Here is a 17,011-nt window from a genome sequence, read left to right as displayed (position 1 = left end):
TAAAAAATGAAAATATTTTTCAGCGCTACAACAGGCGGGTTTTACCCCTCAACCATGCAAGCAGATTATAAAGCAGTAGGCACATGGCCAGCAGATGCCATTGAATTGACGGAATTAGAAAAGGCCACATATTGGCGAAAACAACCTCCAGAAGGCAAAAAACTAGGTGCTGACGTAGATGGTCGTCCTCTTTGGGTGGATCTGCCACCACTATCTGCAGAAGAACAAGCAATTTTAGATAACCGCTTAGCCAAACAAACAGGCGAGCTTTATGCAGATACGGGAATTACGGTACCCTTCACGAACGAGGTGGCCAATGGGCTAATGCAGATTAAAAACGGATTTGATGCGGCTAAAGATTTGGTAGCAACGGGTGCTATGACGCAGGCTGATTACGATGCGTTAAGTGCAAATCTAGAAATTAGCCCCACGGTTAAATTGCCATTAACCCCAGCTACTATCTTGCCATTCTCTGCATGGTTTTGGACTAAGCGCAGTGCCTTCTTCTAATCAAACATTAATAAACAGTGGTATTTTAGTTGAGGTGTTGTTACCAAATAATTGGTTACAACGCCCAAAATACCAACTCTTAAACAACATAGAGTGTGCTGGTCATCACGTACCAGCAGGCTTCATTTCAGATGGTGCAACCGTACCACGCATATTCTGGCCAATATTCCCACCCATTGGCCGCTACCTAAAAGCCACACTCGTTCACGACTACTATCTACAAAAAGGCTTAGACCGCAAAACCTGCGATCAACATTTCAAAACCTGTCTGATAGCTCTAAACGTAGAACCCTGGCGAGTCAACGCTATGTATTATGCTGTGCGAGGGTACGGTATAGCTAAAAAGTTAAGTTTACATGCCTGGCGAAAAATCGTCTTCTTCAGGAATCGGTTTAAGGTTTAATTCCATCTCAGCTTTGCACTCTTCAAAGCCACATTCTTCACAGAGTAATAAAGTATCATTTGGACAAATTGGACTGCTTATCCAGGACAATTTATTTTTACATTTTGGGCAAATATAACCATCACTTTCTCTCATGGTCAGGCTCCTTAATAATCTTCCATGGCAATATCTGGATGCCATGCTGGTGGCAGCTTAATAGGTTCAAATCGAATCGTATTGTTTGTCAAATCGATGGTAAATTCAAAACTGCGCTCGGCAGATTCATAATCGATGCTTCTCATGTCCTTACAAGGTGACCAGTAATCCACAATAAAGTTAAACTCCATTGATCCTACCATGCTGTCTTCATCAAGATTTAATTCATAGATATCGGCACCATCCATAGAAACTGTTTTATTTACCATACCGTCATCCGCCAAGCGTTCACAATAAAGCATAAAATCACCCATGCTATTGGAAATAGATTGTTTAACATGCTCTCTTAAATCTGTTACATGTCCTCTAATAGCCATTTCTATTGTTAAAACATCATCTTCTAATCTATACATAATCTTCTCAAACCTTTGAAATTCAAACTTTTTAATAAACCGTTAATCTGTCTTTAAAGCACGGTTAACCGTGTTGTAACTATTTAAACAAACTTGCATCAGACCTGAATGGTTTTTTTTATGCTTGATGCAGCGGTATAGATATGACAAATAAAAAGGAGATTGTCATGAAAAACATTGTTGTGATTGTATTGGTACTCATTTTAATAGGCTGCCCAGGGAACGTTCTTTAAGACCTAGATATCAAAAGCGTAGAAATAGTTTGAAACTTATCATGGGCTTGAAACCCAAAGGAAAGGTGAGTTTGTAAATAATAAACAGAAAGGAAAGGAGCGACCCGTCGATTGCACCAACAATCAACGAGCCACCCACACATGCTACATAGAGCATGAGTGAGCCAAGACTCCCCAGCTTACGTAAGCCAGGGGATTGTATCATTCATGCACTAGGAGCACCATATGAAACACCACCCAGTTATACCTTGGATTGGCGGAAAACGCCGTCTATCAAAATGGATTCTACCAAAATTCCCTGAACACAAATGCTATGTCGAAGCCTTTGCTGGCGGAGGCGCACTCTATTTTGCCAAAGAAGAAAGCAAAGTCGAAGTACTCAACGATTTCGATGGTGAACTGGTCAATATGTACCGCGTGATTCAACACCATTTAGAAGAGTTTTTAAGACAGTTTAAATGGGCTTTAAGTAGCCGAAAAATATACGAATGGCAAAACATGACCAGGCCTGAAACCTTAACAGATATACAACGTGCAGCACGTTTCTACTACCTCCAAAAACTATCTTTTGGAGGAAAAGTCACAGGAAGAACCTTCGGTACCGCAACCACCTCACCACCAAGGCTTAACCTAATGCGAATTGAAGAGGATATGAGCCAGGCACACCTAAGATTAGCCAGGACACATATTGAGCACTTATCATGGGAAAAAGTATTCAAGAAGTACGACCGAGAACACACCCTCATCTACTTAGACCCACCATACTGGCAAACCGAAGGCTACAGCTCAGAATTTCCCTGGGAGCATTACGAGCTCATGAATAAGATGGTTCGCCAATGCAAAGGAATGGCCATAATCAGCATCAACGCCCATCCAGACATCATTGAGCTGTTTGCAGGTCTACACATGGAGACAAAAGACATTAAATATACGGTTGGAGGTGGAGGCGGTAGCCAGGCAACAGAATTGTTAATATGGAATGATAATGTAGCCAATAAACTAAAACAGGCCTGTGGATAACTTTCTATTAAATTAGGTTTTAAATGCAGTTTAAAGAGTGTTTAAGACCTAAAAAAGATTCGCAAACCATCTGTCGCACAATAGCCAACCAAATGGCGCGCTACACAATAGAACACCAAGAAAGGAATTAAGGAACCATCATCGTCAGAAATAAATAAAATTTAGACATTAAAAAAGCCAGACTTCATTCACTCGTAAGTGTTTGAATAATCTGGCTTTAGAATGTGGTAGCGGGGGCTGGATTTGAACCAACGACCTTCGGGTTATGAGCCCGACGAGCTACCAAGCTGCTCCACCCCGCGACAATTTGTAGACCGTAACGTTTCCGTTTCGATGTGGCGTATTATAGGGAGTTACAGAAATATTACAACCCTAAATGGCAAGTTTATTTAAGTTTTTTCTAATATCCTTTTTTAGCACTACTTTGGCACGGTTAAAAACAAAAAAGGGAGTTTTTAAAACTCCCTTTTATAAGTATGAATAAAGCTAAATTACGCATTATTCTTTTTTATAAATTGCTTGAGGTTATAACGATATATAAAACCAGGGAAAGCAAAAATCATAAACATAAAGAGTGTGATTGTATAAAACTCCCAAGTTTGCTCAGCAACATGTCCCATACTTTTGTTCTCTAATTGATAGGCAAAAAAGCCTGTAACAATAAAGTATGAGAACCATTCCGTTAAGTTAATCCAAATAGACTTTTCTGGCACTTTTATAAAGATAAAAAGTCTATTTGATAATATAAACGGGATGTTCGCCAGTACAATGGCTGTTGCCACCAATAACCATACAGCTTGATTCATATCCATAATTTTATCCTAAAACGTAAAAAGCCCGCTTCACGGGCTTTTGTTAATTTAAATTACTTTTAAAGTACTTTTAAACTGTTGTAACACAAGTCAATCAAAGAACTCGGTACTAAACCTAGTACTAATAAAGAAAGCGCAAAGAAACTTACGGCCCAATTTGAACCTGAGCTGGTTGTTTCAATATTGGATTGATCTTCTGGTTTGTCAAAGTACATCGCTTTAACCACTTTCAAGTAGTAGAAGGCACTGATTACAGCCATGATAACACCGACTACTGCTATCCATACAAAACCTGCTTTGATTACTTCTTCTATAACGATGATTTTTGCCCAGAATCCAATAAATGGAGGAATACCAGCCATAGAGAATAGGACAATCAACATCATAAATGCTAACCACGGATTACGTGCATTTAAACCGATAAAATCAGAAATCTTATCAAATTCATTTCCAGTCTTAGATAATGCGACAATCATACCGAAACCAGCTACACCTGTAATCGCATAAACAATTACATAGAACATTGCTGCAGAATAACCTTCTGGAGTTGCTGCAATAACACCTAACAACATAAAACCAACATGACCGATACCTGAATAGGCAAGCATACGTTTTAAGTTATCCTGAACGATTGCAATTAGTGAGCCTACGACCATTGATAGAACAGATATCATGATAATCAGAGACTGCCAGTCTTCTACCAGGCCTGGTAAAGCTTCTTCAAGTAAGCGATAAAGCATAGCAAAACCAGCGATTTTAGGTGCTGTACCTAAATATAAAGTTACAGCTGAAGGCGAGCCTTGATAGACATCTGGCATCCACATATGGAATGGCACAGCCCCTAGCTTGAAGGCTAAACCGATTACTACAAATACCACACCAAATGATAGTACAACTTTATCAACATTACCTTCGGCAATCACTTTAGCCATTTCTGGGAATGTAATTGACCCCGTTGCACCATAAATCATTGAGAACCCGTATAACAGCATACCAGTGGCTAAAGCACCAAGTACAAAGTATTTGATTGCTGCTTCTAGGCCTTGACCGTGATCTTTTCTAAGGGCAATCATGGCATACATGGCTAAAGACATAATCTCTAAACCAATAAACATGGTAATCATGTTATGAGCTGAGATCATTACAAACATACCTAAAACACCAAACAGTCCTAAAATAAAGAACTCTCCAGTGAAGAATTTATGCTGTAACAGGTATTCTCGAGAGAAAAGGAAAATACCTAAACTCACTAAAATGGTGAATAGTTTGAGTACATCAGCAAAGCTATCACGTACAAAACTACCATCAAAAGTAATAACTTGTGTTGTAGCAAAACTTGTAAGAATAAAATACCCTACGACAACTAAAGAGATTTGAGTCGCATAGTACGTTGCAAATTGGTAACGTTTTGACCAAAAGGTATCTGCTACCAAAATAAAAGAAATGAGACCTAAAAGCACCATTTCTGGGATAGCTGGTGCAAATGATGGAATAACAAAATTCATATAATTAATTCACCTATATCCGATTAAAGTTTAGACGTTGTTGCTTGAACTAATAAGTTCTCAACAGAAGCGTGCATCACTTCCATAATAGGCGCAGGATAGACACCCAAGCCAACAACCGCTACTGCTAGAATTGCCATTATGGCAAATTCACGTTTATTTAAATCGGACAATTGTTCGACATTTTCATTTGTGACAGCACCAAAGAATACGCGCTTAACCATCCATAAGGTATAGGCCGCACCGATGACTAAGGTTAATGCCGCTAAAGTTCCGTACCAAAGGTTAGCTTTGAACGAGCTGATGATCACCATAAATTCACCTACAAACCCTGAAGTTCCAGGTAAACCTACGTTGGCCATAGCAAATAGGACTGCAAAGAACACAAACCATGGCATTTTATTCACAACACCACCATAGGCTGAAATTTCACGCGTATGCATACGGTCATATAACACACCAATGGCTAAGAACATAGCACCCGAGATAAATCCGTGAGAGATCATCTGAACCATGGCACCTTCCATACCAATTTGCGCCCCTTGAATGCTTCCAGTGTTTTGCATAATGTCATACACCAAGAACATACCTAGAGTAACAAACCCCATGTGTGAGATTGAAGAGTAAGCAACCAGTTTCTTCATATCACTTTGCACCATCGCGACCACACCGATATACACGATTGCGATGAGAGATAGGATGATGATTAACCAATCTAATGTCATGGATGCATCTGGAGTGATTGGCAAACTGAAACGAACAAAACCATAGCCCCCCATCTTAAGCATGATTGCCGCTAGTACAACAGATCCCGCTGTTGGTGCTTCAACGTGAGCATCAGGCAACCAAGTGTGTACTGGGAACATTGGAATCTTGACTGCAAATGCAATTAAGAACGCCAAGAAGATAAGAATCTGGACAGTCATACCTAACTGCATTGTTTGGAAGTCTAAAATACTAAAGCTACCTGATTGGTAATACATGTAGATAAATGAAATCAACATAAATACCGAACCGAAGAAGGTATATAAGAAGAACTTCATTGTTGCATAAACACGACGAGGCCCACCCCATTTACCGATTACGATAAACATTGGGATCAAAAGAGCTTCCCAGAAAATATAGAAAAGGATTGAATCTAAAGCGACGAAAACACCAACCATGATACCGCCCATGATAAGGAAGGCACCCATGTACTGTTCAACACGTTCTTTAATAACATCCCATGCCGAAGCAATGACTAACACTTGTGTAAACGTTGTTAGTAAGACTAAAGGCATTGATAGTCCATCTACTGCCAAGTGGTAGTAGATATTGAACATTGGAATCCATTCAACCTTCTCTTCGAACTGCATAGCAGCCGTAGTGGTATCAAAGTTGAACCACAAAGGAAGCGAAAGAATAAAAGTTAAGCCCGCCGTAGCAAGTGATAACCACTTTGCAACTGTATCGTTATTACGACCAGCAAATAATACTAGTAAACCACCAATAATTGGTAGCCACACTAGTGTGCTTAAAATAGGATAGCTTGATAGCATGTAGTCTATTCCCTTCTTCTTATTCTTTTAATTACCACAGAGTCCAAACTAGCATTGCTAGCAGACCAAAAATCATTACAAACGCGTAGTGATACATAAACCCAGTCTGAGACTGACGTAATGCAGCAGCTGAGTTAGCAACGGTCATAAAGGTGTTTGTTACCATACCAGTATCAATCAATTTAACATCAATCGAACGGGTAAAGAATTTACCTAATTTCTGACCACCTTCAACAAAAATGATTTCATTTAAACGATCGAAGCCATAAGCGTTATCCAACATGTAGTATCCACGAGGACACATATTTTTTAACTTACCAGGAATAGTTGGCATTTTGATATACAGCAACCAAGCTAAGAATACACCCGATAGAGCAAGGAATACTGGTAATGTCATAAATGAGTGCACAATCATATCCAACACACCGTGGTAGAAGGTATTGAATAGAGACATCATTACATCATTCTCCGGTAGGATGAAAATTGACTGACCAAAATACTGACCATTCAACATACCTTCTATCATTGGAATACCCATTACGACAGCAGGGATTGATAAAAGAATTAATGGAACCGTTACCACCCATGGAGACTCTTTAATCTCGTGTGTTTTAACGTAATCACTCTCTTCTCCATGGAAAACCAAGAAGAACATGCGGAAGCTATAGAATGCTGTGATAAACACACCCATCATTAACAGAACATAGGAGAAAGTTGATCCAAAACGTTCAGAAGCATCTAATGACAATAAAATTGAGTCTTTAGAGAAGAACCCAGAGAATCCAGGGAAACCAATTAATGCCAATGAACCAATTAACATGGCGGCATAGGTGATTGGCATGTACTTACGCATACCACCCATTTGACGGATGTCTTGAATGTGATGCATGGCAATAATGACCGAACCTGCCGCTAAGAACAATAATGCTTTAAAGAATGCATGCGTTAATACATGGAACATACCTGCCGCATAAGCTGAAGCACCCATAGCAGCAGTCATATAACCAAGCTGTGAAAGTGTAGAGTAAGCGACAACACGCTTAATATCGTTCTGAATAAGCCCAAGAAGCCCCATCATAAATGCCGTTAAAGCACCAATAACCAAGACAAAACTCAACGCGGCTTCAGACAATTCAAATGCAGGTGAAAGACGAGCCACCATAAAGATACCCGCTGTTACCATTGTCGCTGCGTGAATTAATGCAGAAATTGGCGTAGGACCTTCCATGGATTCTGGTAACCAAACATGTAAAGGCATCTGTGCAGATTTACCCATTGCACCAATGAACAATAAAATAAGCATTAAAGTAATCATTGACCATTCCACACCTGGAATGATTTCTATCATCACATCTTTTTGAGTTGAAAGCTGAGCAAAGAACTCTTTGTAATCCATAGTATTGAAATACACGAATACCACAGCGATACCTAGGATAAATCCAAAATCACCTACACGGTTAACCAAAAATGCTTTTAGGTTTGCTTGAATCGCAGACTCACGTTTCATGTAGAAACCAATCAATAGGTACGAGACTAAACCTACAGCTTCCCAACCGAAGAATAACTGCAGGAAGTTATTCGCCATAACCAATGAAAGCATTGAGAACGTGAATAAAGAGATATAACTGAAGAAACGCTGATAGTAAGGGTTATCGTGCCCGTAATCTTCATCATGGTCCATATAACCGATGGTATAGATGTGAACCATTAAAGATACGAACGTCACCACCAACATCATCGTGGCTGAAAGTTCATCAATCATGAAACCAAGTTCAAACTTGATGCCATCACTCACTAACCATGTATATAAACTGGCATTGTAAGCCTCAGCTCCATTAAGAACGAACTCTACAAATACATAAGCAGCTAAAACTGTAGAAATAGCCACACCCGCAATTGTTGAATAATGTGCACCTTTACGGCCTACTTGTCTACCAAACAAACCAGCGATAATAGAACCAACTAAAGGAGCAACTAAAATAACAGTAAGAATTGTATGCAACATCAACAACTACCCCTTCAGTGATCCAAGATCATCAACGTTGATGCTCTTACGATTACGGAATACTAATACGATAATAGCCAAACCAATTGCTGCTTCAGCTGCAGCAACGGTTAGGATAAAGAATACGAAGATTTGTCCAGTCACATCGTTTAAGTAATGTGAGAACGCAACTAGGTTCGTGTTAACAGCAAGGAGTAATAACTCAATTGCCATTAATAAAACAATGACATTTTTTCTATTTAAGAAAATACCCGCCATACTAATCATGAAAAGAACTGCACCAAAGATTAGGTAATCAGATAAAGCGATCATTTGTCATCCTCCTCTTTAGAAACAACATTTTTTTCAATAACCGTTTCCATCTTAACCATACGGAAACGTTCTGCTGCTAACGTTTTGTTTTGTTTATCAACATCTTGATATAACACTTCTGTTGTAGGACGACGACGTAACGTCAACGCGATAGCCGCAACAATACCTAATAAAAGAAGTACCGCTGCTAATACAAAGGCATAAGCGTGTGTAGTGTATAGAGGAATGGCAATCGCTTCAGTATTACTGAAGTCTGCTGCATGGGTTACTGGTGCACCCGTTACTTCTAAACCAAAATGTTCAGGTCCTAACACCATATACATCATGGCAAAAATGGCAGCCGCAGCCATCGCACCTAAAGGTAGGTATTTAGTAAAACCTTCTTTCAAAATCGCCATATTGATGTCTAACATCATGACGACAAATAAGAACAGTACCATTACGGCACCAACGTAAACTAAAATCAGTACCAGGCCTAGGAACTCAGCCTGAGCCATAATCCAAATACCTGCTGTTGAAACGAAAGCAAGAACTAACCAAAGAGCCGCCTTAACAGGGTTTTTAACAGAGATCATCATCAAACCTGCAACGGTAGCAATCGTAGCAAGGAGATAAAATATAAATTGTTCAAATGTCATAACTATCTACTTTCCTATTAACGATACTTAGCATCAACTGCACGGTCTGCAGCGATTTGCTCTTCATGTTTGTCACCAAAAGCTAACAAATCTTCTTTAGTACGGATATGAGGACCACGCTCGTGAAATTCATATTCGAATACACGCGTTTCGACAATCGCATCTACTGGACAAGCTTCTTCACAGAAACCACAGTAGATACACTTGAACATATCAATATCATATTGTGTTGTACGACGTGAACCATCATCGCGCTCTTCTGATTCAATCGTAATTGCGTTAGCAGGACAAACTGCTTCACATAATTTACAAGCGATACAGCGCTCTTCACCATTTTCATAACGGCGTAAAGCATGGTGCCCTCTAAAACGTGGTGAAAGTGGAGTTTTTTCTTCTGGATAACGAACGGTTATCTTTCTTTTGAAGAAATATTTACCTGTGACTGAAAGCCCTTTAAATAGCTCAGTAAGACCCCAGGTTTTAATTTGATGTTTTAAAAATTTACCCATGTCAGCCTCTATTAATTAAACCAAGGACCAAAGCTGAAGTATTGCATTGCACCTACAACGAATACCCAAACAATCGTAACTGGGATTAATACTTTCCATCCTAAACGCATTAATTGGTCATAACGGTAACGTGGGAATGTGGCACGTAACCATAAGAACACAAACAATAAGAATGATACTTTAAATGCTAACCAACCTAGTTGTGGAACCCATGCAAATAATGGTTCCAAAACAGGAACACCTTCAAACGGTGATAACCAACCACCAAGGAACATGATTGATGTCATGAAAGAGATCAAAATCATCATGGCGTATTCAGCCAGCATGAATACACCAAACGTCATACCAGAGTAATCTACGTGAAAACCAGCAACGATTTCAGCTTCACCCTCGATAACATCGAATGGTGTACGGTTTGTCTCTGCTAAACCAGAAATAAAGTAAACAAAGAACATAGGTAGCAGTGGTAATAGGTACCAATGCAATACTCCGCCTTTTTGACCATTTACAATTTCAGTTAAGTTCATACTGCCCGCAATCATCAATACCGTAACCAAAGCGAAACCCATTGCGATTTCATATGAAATTTTCTGAGCAGAACCACGTAAGGCTCCAAGGAATGCATACTTAGAGTTAGAAGCCCAACCCGCAATGATAATCCCGTACACCAAAATTGATGACACAGCCAATACATATAAAACACCCGCATTAATATCGGCTACAACCATACCTTCAGAGAATGGGATAACAGCCCAAGCTGTAACAGCAGGTGCTAAAGCAAGGACAGGCGCAATAATAAATAGGTACTTGTTAGATTGTGCAGGAAAGATAACCTCTTTAGTCATTAGTTTTAATGCATCAGCTATTGGCTGAAGTAAACCAAGAGGTCCAACTCGGTTTGGCCCCATACGAACCTGCATAAAACCAATTACCTTACGCTCAGCGTAAGTTAACCACGCAACCACTAACATAATAGGAAGAACAACAGCTACAGCTTGTAAAACAAGGGTAATAACGATTGCTAACCAATCAAATAAAAAGCCTGATAAAAAGGCTTGAAGTGTATCAAACATCTATTTACCCTCTTCCCATTGTTTCAACGTTTGCATCAGGGGTTGCCTGAAGCGATGGTGAACGACGAACAATCGCATCTATCTGATATGGAGAAACCATTCGTACGTCACCGTCATTATTACTTTGCGGTAATTCACAAGCTAATTCTGTAAAGTTGATTTTTGAGGCAACATTATCCAATACTTCACTCAACACTTCATTTGAATGTATGTAATCAAATCCATCAACATCAAACATATTGCCTAATACACGAAGAATTTTCCAAGCAGCCTTAGCATCACCTTTCGGTTCAACCGTCATTTTGAAAGATTGTTTTGTACCGTTAGCGTTAACAAAAGTTCCTGCAGTTTCAGTAAATGTTGCTATTGGTAACATTACATCTGCGTAAGAACGCTGATTTTCACTATCAAAGGCCGTTAAGTTCACAACAAAATTAGCATTTTGCATAGCTGTTAAAGCGGCATCGCCATTTGTAAAATCAGCTTCAGGTTCAATATTCATATTAATAAATGCTTGCATGCCTCCAGAAATCATTTGTGCACTGTTTTTACCCACAAGTGGTAAAAAGCCAACTAAATGTGCTCCTACTTCATTAGCAGATAACGGAAGAACGTTTAACTTCGCTCCAGTTGCTTCTGAAATAATGGCTGTAAGCTTCTGAATTACAGTGTAATCTGCATGATTTTGCGCTAATTGCCCTAGCATAATAGAGGCATTTTCAGTATCAATTAGAGACTGAGCAACTTGCTTTTGCTCTTCGTTAGCAGAAACCGTGTTTAACCAGGCCTGGTCAATTCCTTTAATCTCACAAGCGGCTTTAGCAATACCTGCAAGTGTGAACACCATTCCAGAATCAGAAGTAACTTCTGTAACCTTATAGTTAAAGTCATATTGAGCAGGATTAATCACTAATGCCTGTGCACCAGCCTGAACAGCTTTACGAATTCTGTGGTTAAGAATTGGCAATTCTTTACGAAGGTAAGACCCTACTAACAAGACAGTTTTTAGCTTTTCTACTTCATTCAAACTGTGCTCTAGTGATGGTGCATTAAAACCAACAGAGTCTGATTTAAAGTCAACTTGACGATGTCTATAGTCGATATTATTAATACCTAAACCACGTGCCATTTTTTGTAATAAATGAAGTTCTTCAAGAGTTGAGTTAGCAGAAGCTAAAACGCCAATATCTTGACTGTTTGTCAAAACGTTTTGAAGACCTGAAACGGCAAATTCTAAAGCCGTTTCCCAATCGGTGGCTTTCCACTCGCCATTTTGTTTGATCATAGGCTGAGTTAAGCGAGATTCACAATTCACACCCTCGTATGAAAAACGGTCTCTATCTGAAATCCAAACTTCATTAATCGCTTCATTTTCACGAGGAACAACACGTTTAACATCGTTGCCCTTGGTATGAACAGTAATGTGCGAACCGATACTATCGTGAGCAGCAATGGCTTTATGAGCCTTTAACTCCCAAGAACGAGCTGTATAGCGGAAAGGCTTAGATGTCAAAGCACCTACTGGGCATAAATCAATCATGTTGCCCGACATTTCTGAAGTGATTGATTTCTCAATGTAGGTACCAATTTCCATCCACTCACTTCGACCCGTTGCACCAAGTTCCATCATTCCAGCTACTTCCTGGCCAAAACGAACGCAACGCGTACAGTGGATACAACGCGTCATATCTGTTTTAATCAATGAACCTGCTTCACGATCGCTTACAACACGTTTAGCTTCTGAGTAACGAGAAACATCATCACCATAATCCATTGCTACATCTTGCAGTTCGCATTCACCACCTTGGTCGCAAATAGGACAATCCAATGGATGGTTAATTAACAAAAATTCCATAACAGACTTCTGAGCTGCAATCGCTTTTGCTGATTTAGTATGAACTTTCATACCATCTGTTACAGGAGTAGCACACGCAGGAAGCGGCTTCCATGCCCCCTCAACCTCTACAAGACACATACGACAGTTAGCCGCAATAGACAATTTCTTGTGGTAACAAAAACGGGGAATGGCAATTTGAGCATCATCAGCGACATCAATTAGCATGTCCCCTTCATGTGCTTCAATAACTTGTCCGTTTATTTCAACTTTTACCATAATTCTATAACCTAAGTTTTCTAACTTATTTTTCGTAATAATCGATATGGATTATTGACGATCTAAAATACTGCAACCATGTTCAATATAGTGCTGGAATTCATGTTCATAGTGCTCTAAAGCACTGGTTAATGCGATTGTTGCCGCATCACCTAAACCACAGATAACATTACCCATGATTTTCCCTGAAACATCCTTTAAAGCAGTGATATCTTCTGGACGGCCTTTGCCATTCACAATACGAGTCAAGACACGGTATAACCAACCTGTTCCTTCTCGGCACGGGGTACATTGACCACAAGACTCATCCCAATAAAAATGTGCTAAGTTTTGCATCACTTTAACGATATCTGTTTGATCATCCATGATGATGACCGAACCCGCTCCTAAAAAAGAACCTGCCTTAGCAATAGAGTCATAATCCATATTCATTGCCATCGCTTTTTCCGCTGGCAAAATCGCAGTTGAGGCTCCACCTGGAATGACCGCTTTTAATTGACGACCTTTCCAAATACCGCCAGCAAGTTCCAATAAATCTTTAAATGGTGTACCCATGCGAACTTCAAAGTTTCCTGGTGCATTTACGTGCCCAGAAACTGAATAACATTTTGTTCCACCTGCGTTTTCGACACCAAGGTCATTAAACCATTCGCCACCCTTAGCTAAAATCATTGGGATAGAAGCAAGTGTTTCGGTGTTATTAATCGTTGTTGGCTTGCCATACAAACCATAACTTGCAGGGAAAGGTGGTTTGAATCGTGGTTGACCTTTTTTACCTTCAATCGACTCAATAAGTGCAGTCTCTTCACCACAAATATAAGCACCCGCACCTAAATGCGTGAATAGGTCAAAATCCCAACCTGTACCAAGAATATCTTTACCCAACAAACCAGCTTCACGGGCCTGGTTAATCGCACCATTAAAGCGTTGATATGGTTCCCAAAATTCACCACGAATGTAGTTATAACCCGCTGAAGCACCAATCACATAACCTGCAATTGCCATACCTTCAACCAAAGCATGTGGGTTATATCGAAGAATGTCCCTATCCTTAAATGTGCCAGGTTCACCTTCATCAGAATTACATACAATATACTTCTGACCTGGTGCGAAGCGATTCATAAAACTCCACTTCAACCCAGTTGGGAAACCAGCTCCACCACGACCACGAATATTTGAAGTTTTCACTTCTTCGATAATTTCGTTTGGTTCGATTTCGCCTGCTACCACTTTTTTCCAAACTTCGTAACCACCGTTAGCGATATAGACATCAATATCCCAAGAGTTATCTAGATGGTTTAGACGGAAACAGTTTTCGTTTTGTACGACCATTTATTTCCCCCACTCTTCAAGTAGTAGATCAATCGAGTTTTCTGTTAAATTTTCGTAATAAGTTTTACCAACTTGCATCATTGGCGCACCACCACAAGAACCTAGACACTCAACCATTTTTATTGAAAATCGTCCATCAGGTGTCGTTTCACCTGGCTTAATACCTAATTTTGTTTCTAGATATTTAACTATGTCATCTTTACCACGCAACATGCACGAAATACTGTTACAAATACACAGTTTAATTTCGCCAACAGGAGCATGTTCATAGTTTCCATAGAAAGTCGCAACTTCATAGACTTCCATTGGTGTAATTTCTAAATATTCAGCAATTTGGTCCATTAAGTCATTCGTTAAATATCCATGATGACATTCCTGAACAATCCTTAACGCAGGCATAACCGCTGATTTTTTTTGTTCTACTGGATAGTTCGCAATCCATTTATCAATACGAGCTTTAACATCGCCTTGAATAAAGTTAGCTGTATTTGTCTCTGTCGAACTCATCGATCCACCTCTCCGAATACAATATCTTGCGTACCAATGATTGAAACCACATCGGCAATCATATGGCCTTTAACCATTTCATCTAATGACGCTAAGTGAGCAAATCCAGGTGCTCTTACTTTCATACGGTATGGTTTGTTAGCCCCGTCAGAAACCATATAGATACCAAATTCACCTTTAGGGTGCTCCACAGCAGAATACACTTCACTCTCAGGAACGGTGTAACCTTCTGTGTACAATTTAAAGTGATGAATTAACGCTTCCATATTTGACTTGGCATCTTCTCTTGAAGGAGGCGCAACTTTGTTGTCATCGGACATAACAGCACCAGGGTTTGCTTTTAACCAATCCACGCACTGTTTAATGATCTTATTTGATTCACGCATTTCTGCAATACGAACTAAATAACGGTCATAACAATCACCAGTTACACCGACTGGAATGTCAAAATCCATCTTGTCATAAACTTCATATGGTTGCTTTTTACGCAAATCCCACTCAATACCAGAACCACGCAACATCGGACCAGTAAAGCCCAGCTGTAAAGCACGTTCTGGAGAGACGATACCAATATCAACAGTACGCTGTTTCCAAATACGATTATCTGTTAAAAGCGTTTCATACTCATCAATGTATCCAGGAAAACGCTCAGTAAAGGCTTCGATAAAATCTAGTAAAGTTCCTTCACGTGTCTCGTTCAACTGGTCTAACTTTTTACCCGAATTCCATTTTGAAGCTTCATATTTAGCCATAGTATCAGGCAAATCACGGTATACCCCACCAGGACGGTAGTATGTAGCGTGCATGCGAGCACCTGAAACGGCTTCATAACAATCCATTAAATCTTCACGCTCACGGAAAGCATAAAGAAAAACTGTCATGGCACCGATATCCAATGCATGAGCACCTAACCACATCAAATGGTTAAGAACACGAGTGATTTCATCAAACATCACCCTAATGTATTGAGCACGCTCAGGAACTTCAACACCTAACATCTTTTCAATTGCCATGACATAAGCATGCTCGTTAGACATCATTGAGACATAATCTAAACGATCCATATAACCAATAGATTGGTTATAAGGTTTAAATTCAGCTAATTTTTCTGTACCACGGTGTAATAAACCAATATGTGGATCTGATCTCACAATGGTCTCACCATCAAGTTCTAAAACCAGACGTAACACACCATGTGCTGACGGGTGTTGAGGACCAAAGTTTAAAGTATAGTTACGAATTTCAGGCATATTTGATTCCTAATTACACGTTGCTTGGTGATTTTTTACGAATCACACGTGGGACATTGACTCTATTTTCAATAGATACTGGCTCATAGATTACGCGGCCTTTTTCTGCGTCGTAACGCATCTCCACGTGACCAGTAAGAGGGAAGTCTTTTCTTAAAGGATGTCCAACAAAACCATAATCCGTTAGGATGCGACGCAAATCTGGATGTCCTTTAAACAAAATACCAAATAAATCGAATGCTTCACGCTCAAACCAATTTGCAACATTCCACACATCAATGACGCTATCAACGATTGGCATTTGAGTAGACTCAGGGAACACTTTAACGCGTAAACGGAGATTATTTTTTACGGATAAAAGGTGATAAACCACAGCAAAACGTCTTTCCATTGAATCCGCTTCAGAGGCTTGCTCCTCTTCAGCGAAGTCAAATACTCCTCGACTAAAACCACTATTAACGGCTGTCATGGTTTCCCAATTAGCTTGACCATAATCCAAATAGTCAATACCACACAGATCCATAAGCTGCTCAAAACCGAGTTCTTCTTTTAATGTAGTGAGTGCTGCTAGAGCCGTTAGGGGAGAAAGCTCAATCGTAAGCTCATCTAAAGCGATGTTAGAAGAAATTATTTTATCCCCTAAAGCCTGATTAACATTGCTTTGTAAATCTAATACTGACTGTTTCATAGTAATGTCTACTTT

General features: G+C 39.7%; 18 protein-coding genes and 1 tRNA gene. 3 read left to right on the top strand and 16 right to left on the bottom strand.

Going from position 1 to position 17,011, the window contains the following annotated elements:
• Window positions 1-6: 6 nt before the first annotated feature.
• Together A379_RS12855 and A379_RS13285 are read left to right on the top strand one after the other, a co-directional pair.
• Complete coding sequence (locus tag A379_RS12855; RefSeq protein WP_051145185.1) at window positions 7-510, top strand: tail fiber assembly protein; 504 nt, start codon at window positions 7-9, stop codon at window positions 508-510.
• Entirely contained in the window at window positions 497-913 is a 417-nt protein-coding gene (locus tag A379_RS13285; RefSeq protein ID WP_198525679.1) for a DUF1353 domain-containing protein, read from the top strand. The genes A379_RS12855 and A379_RS13285 overlap by 14 nt, the downstream gene beginning before the upstream one ends.
• On the opposite strand, the gene A379_RS13080 is transcribed toward A379_RS13285, so the two are convergent.
• Together A379_RS13080 and A379_RS11440 are read right to left on the bottom strand one after the other, a co-directional pair.
• Complete coding sequence (locus A379_RS13080) at window positions 863-1,048, bottom strand: hypothetical protein (RefSeq protein WP_040728210.1); 186 nt, start codon at window positions 1,046-1,048, stop codon at window positions 863-865. The two genes, A379_RS13285 and A379_RS13080, sit on opposite strands and share 51 nt — an antisense overlap.
• Window positions 1,049-1,059: 11 nt before the next feature.
• Window positions 1,060-1,461: a hypothetical protein gene (locus A379_RS11440; protein ID WP_040728209.1), complete on the bottom strand. Its 402-nt coding sequence runs from the start codon at window positions 1,459-1,461 to the stop codon at window positions 1,060-1,062.
• Between the two features lie 458 nt (window positions 1,462-1,919).
• Between A379_RS11440 and A379_RS11435 the strand changes: the two genes are divergently transcribed.
• A complete protein-coding gene (locus A379_RS11435) occupies window positions 1,920-2,714 on the top strand; it encodes a DNA adenine methylase (RefSeq protein WP_040728207.1) in 795 nt (264 codons plus the stop codon).
• Window positions 2,715-2,939: 225 nt separating this feature from the next.
• Here the strand turns inward: A379_RS11435 and A379_RS11430 are convergent.
• The 14 genes from A379_RS11430 to A379_RS11365 all read right to left on the bottom strand — a co-directional run bounded on the left by A379_RS11430 (window position 2,940) and on the right by A379_RS11365 (window position 16,996).
• Window positions 2,940-3,016: transfer RNA gene (locus tag A379_RS11430), tRNA-Met, on the bottom strand.
• A gap of 189 nt (window positions 3,017-3,205) precedes the next feature.
• Window positions 3,206-3,526, bottom strand: coding sequence for a DUF2818 family protein (locus A379_RS11425; RefSeq protein ID WP_040728205.1), 321 nt, complete (start codon window positions 3,524-3,526; stop codon window positions 3,206-3,208).
• 59 nt (window positions 3,527-3,585) lie between these two features.
• Window positions 3,586-5,031: an NADH-quinone oxidoreductase subunit NuoN gene (nuoN, locus tag A379_RS11420; protein WP_040728203.1), complete on the bottom strand. Its 1,446-nt coding sequence runs from the start codon at window positions 5,029-5,031 to the stop codon at window positions 3,586-3,588.
• 23 nt (window positions 5,032-5,054) lie between these two features.
• Window positions 5,055-6,569, bottom strand: a complete 1,515-nt coding sequence (locus A379_RS11415; protein WP_040728202.1) for an NADH-quinone oxidoreductase subunit M — start codon at window positions 6,567-6,569, stop codon at window positions 5,055-5,057.
• A gap of 31 nt (window positions 6,570-6,600) precedes the next feature.
• Window positions 6,601-8,574, bottom strand: coding sequence for an NADH-quinone oxidoreductase subunit L (gene nuoL, locus A379_RS11410; protein ID WP_040728200.1), 1,974 nt, complete (start codon window positions 8,572-8,574; stop codon window positions 6,601-6,603).
• A gap of 6 nt (window positions 8,575-8,580) precedes the next feature.
• Window positions 8,581-8,886, bottom strand: a complete 306-nt coding sequence (gene nuoK / locus A379_RS11405; RefSeq protein ID WP_029407865.1) for an NADH-quinone oxidoreductase subunit NuoK — start codon at window positions 8,884-8,886, stop codon at window positions 8,581-8,583.
• The gene (locus tag A379_RS11400) at window positions 8,883-9,524 is read right to left on the bottom strand and encodes an NADH-quinone oxidoreductase subunit J (protein ID WP_040728197.1); all 642 of its coding nucleotides are present in this window, start codon (window positions 9,522-9,524) and stop codon (window positions 8,883-8,885) included. The genes nuoK and A379_RS11400 overlap by 4 nt, the downstream gene beginning before the upstream one ends.
• Before the next feature lie 17 nt (window positions 9,525-9,541).
• A complete protein-coding gene (nuoI, locus tag A379_RS11395) occupies window positions 9,542-10,033 on the bottom strand; it encodes an NADH-quinone oxidoreductase subunit NuoI (protein WP_040728195.1) in 492 nt (163 codons plus the stop codon).
• A gap of 11 nt (window positions 10,034-10,044) precedes the next feature.
• The gene (nuoH, locus tag A379_RS11390; protein WP_040728193.1) at window positions 10,045-11,106 is read right to left on the bottom strand and encodes an NADH-quinone oxidoreductase subunit NuoH; all 1,062 of its coding nucleotides are present in this window, start codon (window positions 11,104-11,106) and stop codon (window positions 10,045-10,047) included.
• Window positions 11,107-11,110: 4 nt separating this feature from the next.
• Complete coding sequence (nuoG, locus tag A379_RS11385) at window positions 11,111-13,219, bottom strand: NADH-quinone oxidoreductase subunit NuoG (RefSeq protein WP_040728192.1); 2,109 nt, start codon at window positions 13,217-13,219, stop codon at window positions 11,111-11,113.
• Window positions 13,220-13,270: 51 nt separating this feature from the next.
• On the bottom strand, window positions 13,271-14,551 hold the full coding sequence (gene nuoF, locus A379_RS11380; protein ID WP_040728191.1) for an NADH-quinone oxidoreductase subunit NuoF: 1,281 nt from the start codon (window positions 14,549-14,551) through the stop codon (window positions 13,271-13,273).
• Window positions 14,552-15,058: an NADH-quinone oxidoreductase subunit NuoE gene (nuoE, locus tag A379_RS11375; RefSeq protein ID WP_040728189.1), complete on the bottom strand. Its 507-nt coding sequence runs from the start codon at window positions 15,056-15,058 to the stop codon at window positions 14,552-14,554. It abuts the gene before it with no gap.
• Complete coding sequence (locus A379_RS11370) at window positions 15,055-16,308, bottom strand: NADH-quinone oxidoreductase subunit D (RefSeq protein ID WP_040728187.1); 1,254 nt, start codon at window positions 16,306-16,308, stop codon at window positions 15,055-15,057. The genes nuoE and A379_RS11370 overlap by 4 nt, the downstream gene beginning before the upstream one ends.
• 13 nt (window positions 16,309-16,321) lie before the next feature.
• Window positions 16,322-16,996 (bottom strand): NADH-quinone oxidoreductase subunit C, encoded by a 675-nt coding sequence (locus A379_RS11365; RefSeq protein WP_040728186.1) that lies wholly within the window; start codon window positions 16,994-16,996, stop codon window positions 16,322-16,324.
• Window positions 16,997-17,011: the final 15 nt, after the last annotated feature.

The organism is Thiomicrorhabdus sp. Kp2 (assembly GCF_000478585.1).
Classification (GTDB): Bacteria; Pseudomonadota; Gammaproteobacteria; order Thiomicrospirales; family Thiomicrospiraceae; genus Thiomicrorhabdus.
Note: the sequence above shows the minus strand (reverse complement) of the source record. Positions and strands in the feature narration are given on the sequence as shown.

Excerpts from the sequence above, each read along its gene's own strand:
- A379_RS12855 (WP_051145185.1), top strand. The coding sequence starts at position 7 with ATGAAAATATTTTTCAGCGCTACAACAGGCGGGTTTTACCCCTCAACC.
- A379_RS13080 (WP_040728210.1), bottom strand. The coding sequence starts at position 1,048 with ATGAGAGAAAGTGATGGTTATATTTGCCCAAAATGTAAAAATAAATTG.
- A379_RS11440 (WP_040728209.1), bottom strand. The coding sequence starts at position 1,461 with ATGTATAGATTAGAAGATGATGTTTTAACAATAGAAATGGCTATTAGA.
- A379_RS11435 (WP_040728207.1), top strand. The coding sequence starts at position 1,920 with ATGAAACACCACCCAGTTATACCTTGGATTGGCGGAAAACGCCGTCTA.
- A379_RS11425 (WP_040728205.1), bottom strand. The coding sequence starts at position 3,526 with ATGGATATGAATCAAGCTGTATGGTTATTGGTGGCAACAGCCATTGTA.
- nuoN (WP_040728203.1), bottom strand. The coding sequence starts at position 5,031 with ATGAATTTTGTTATTCCATCATTTGCACCAGCTATCCCAGAAATGGTG.
- A379_RS11415 (WP_040728202.1), bottom strand. The coding sequence starts at position 6,569 with ATGCTATCAAGCTATCCTATTTTAAGCACACTAGTGTGGCTACCAATT.
- nuoL (WP_040728200.1), bottom strand. The coding sequence starts at position 8,574 with ATGTTGCATACAATTCTTACTGTTATTTTAGTTGCTCCTTTAGTTGGT.
- nuoK (WP_029407865.1), bottom strand. The coding sequence starts at position 8,886 with ATGATCGCTTTATCTGATTACCTAATCTTTGGTGCAGTTCTTTTCATG.
- A379_RS11400 (WP_040728197.1), bottom strand. The coding sequence starts at position 9,524 with ATGACATTTGAACAATTTATATTTTATCTCCTTGCTACGATTGCTACC.
- nuoI (WP_040728195.1), bottom strand. The coding sequence starts at position 10,033 with ATGGGTAAATTTTTAAAACATCAAATTAAAACCTGGGGTCTTACTGAG.
- nuoH (WP_040728193.1), bottom strand. The coding sequence starts at position 11,106 with ATGTTTGATACACTTCAAGCCTTTTTATCAGGCTTTTTATTTGATTGG.
- nuoG (WP_040728192.1), bottom strand. The coding sequence starts at position 13,219 with ATGGTAAAAGTTGAAATAAACGGACAAGTTATTGAAGCACATGAAGGG.
- nuoF (WP_040728191.1), bottom strand. The coding sequence starts at position 14,551 with ATGGTCGTACAAAACGAAAACTGTTTCCGTCTAAACCATCTAGATAAC.
- nuoE (WP_040728189.1), bottom strand. The coding sequence starts at position 15,058 with ATGAGTTCGACAGAGACAAATACAGCTAACTTTATTCAAGGCGATGTT.
- A379_RS11370 (WP_040728187.1), bottom strand. The coding sequence starts at position 16,308 with ATGCCTGAAATTCGTAACTATACTTTAAACTTTGGTCCTCAACACCCG.
- A379_RS11365 (WP_040728186.1), bottom strand. The coding sequence starts at position 16,996 with ATGAAACAGTCAGTATTAGATTTACAAAGCAATGTTAATCAGGCTTTA.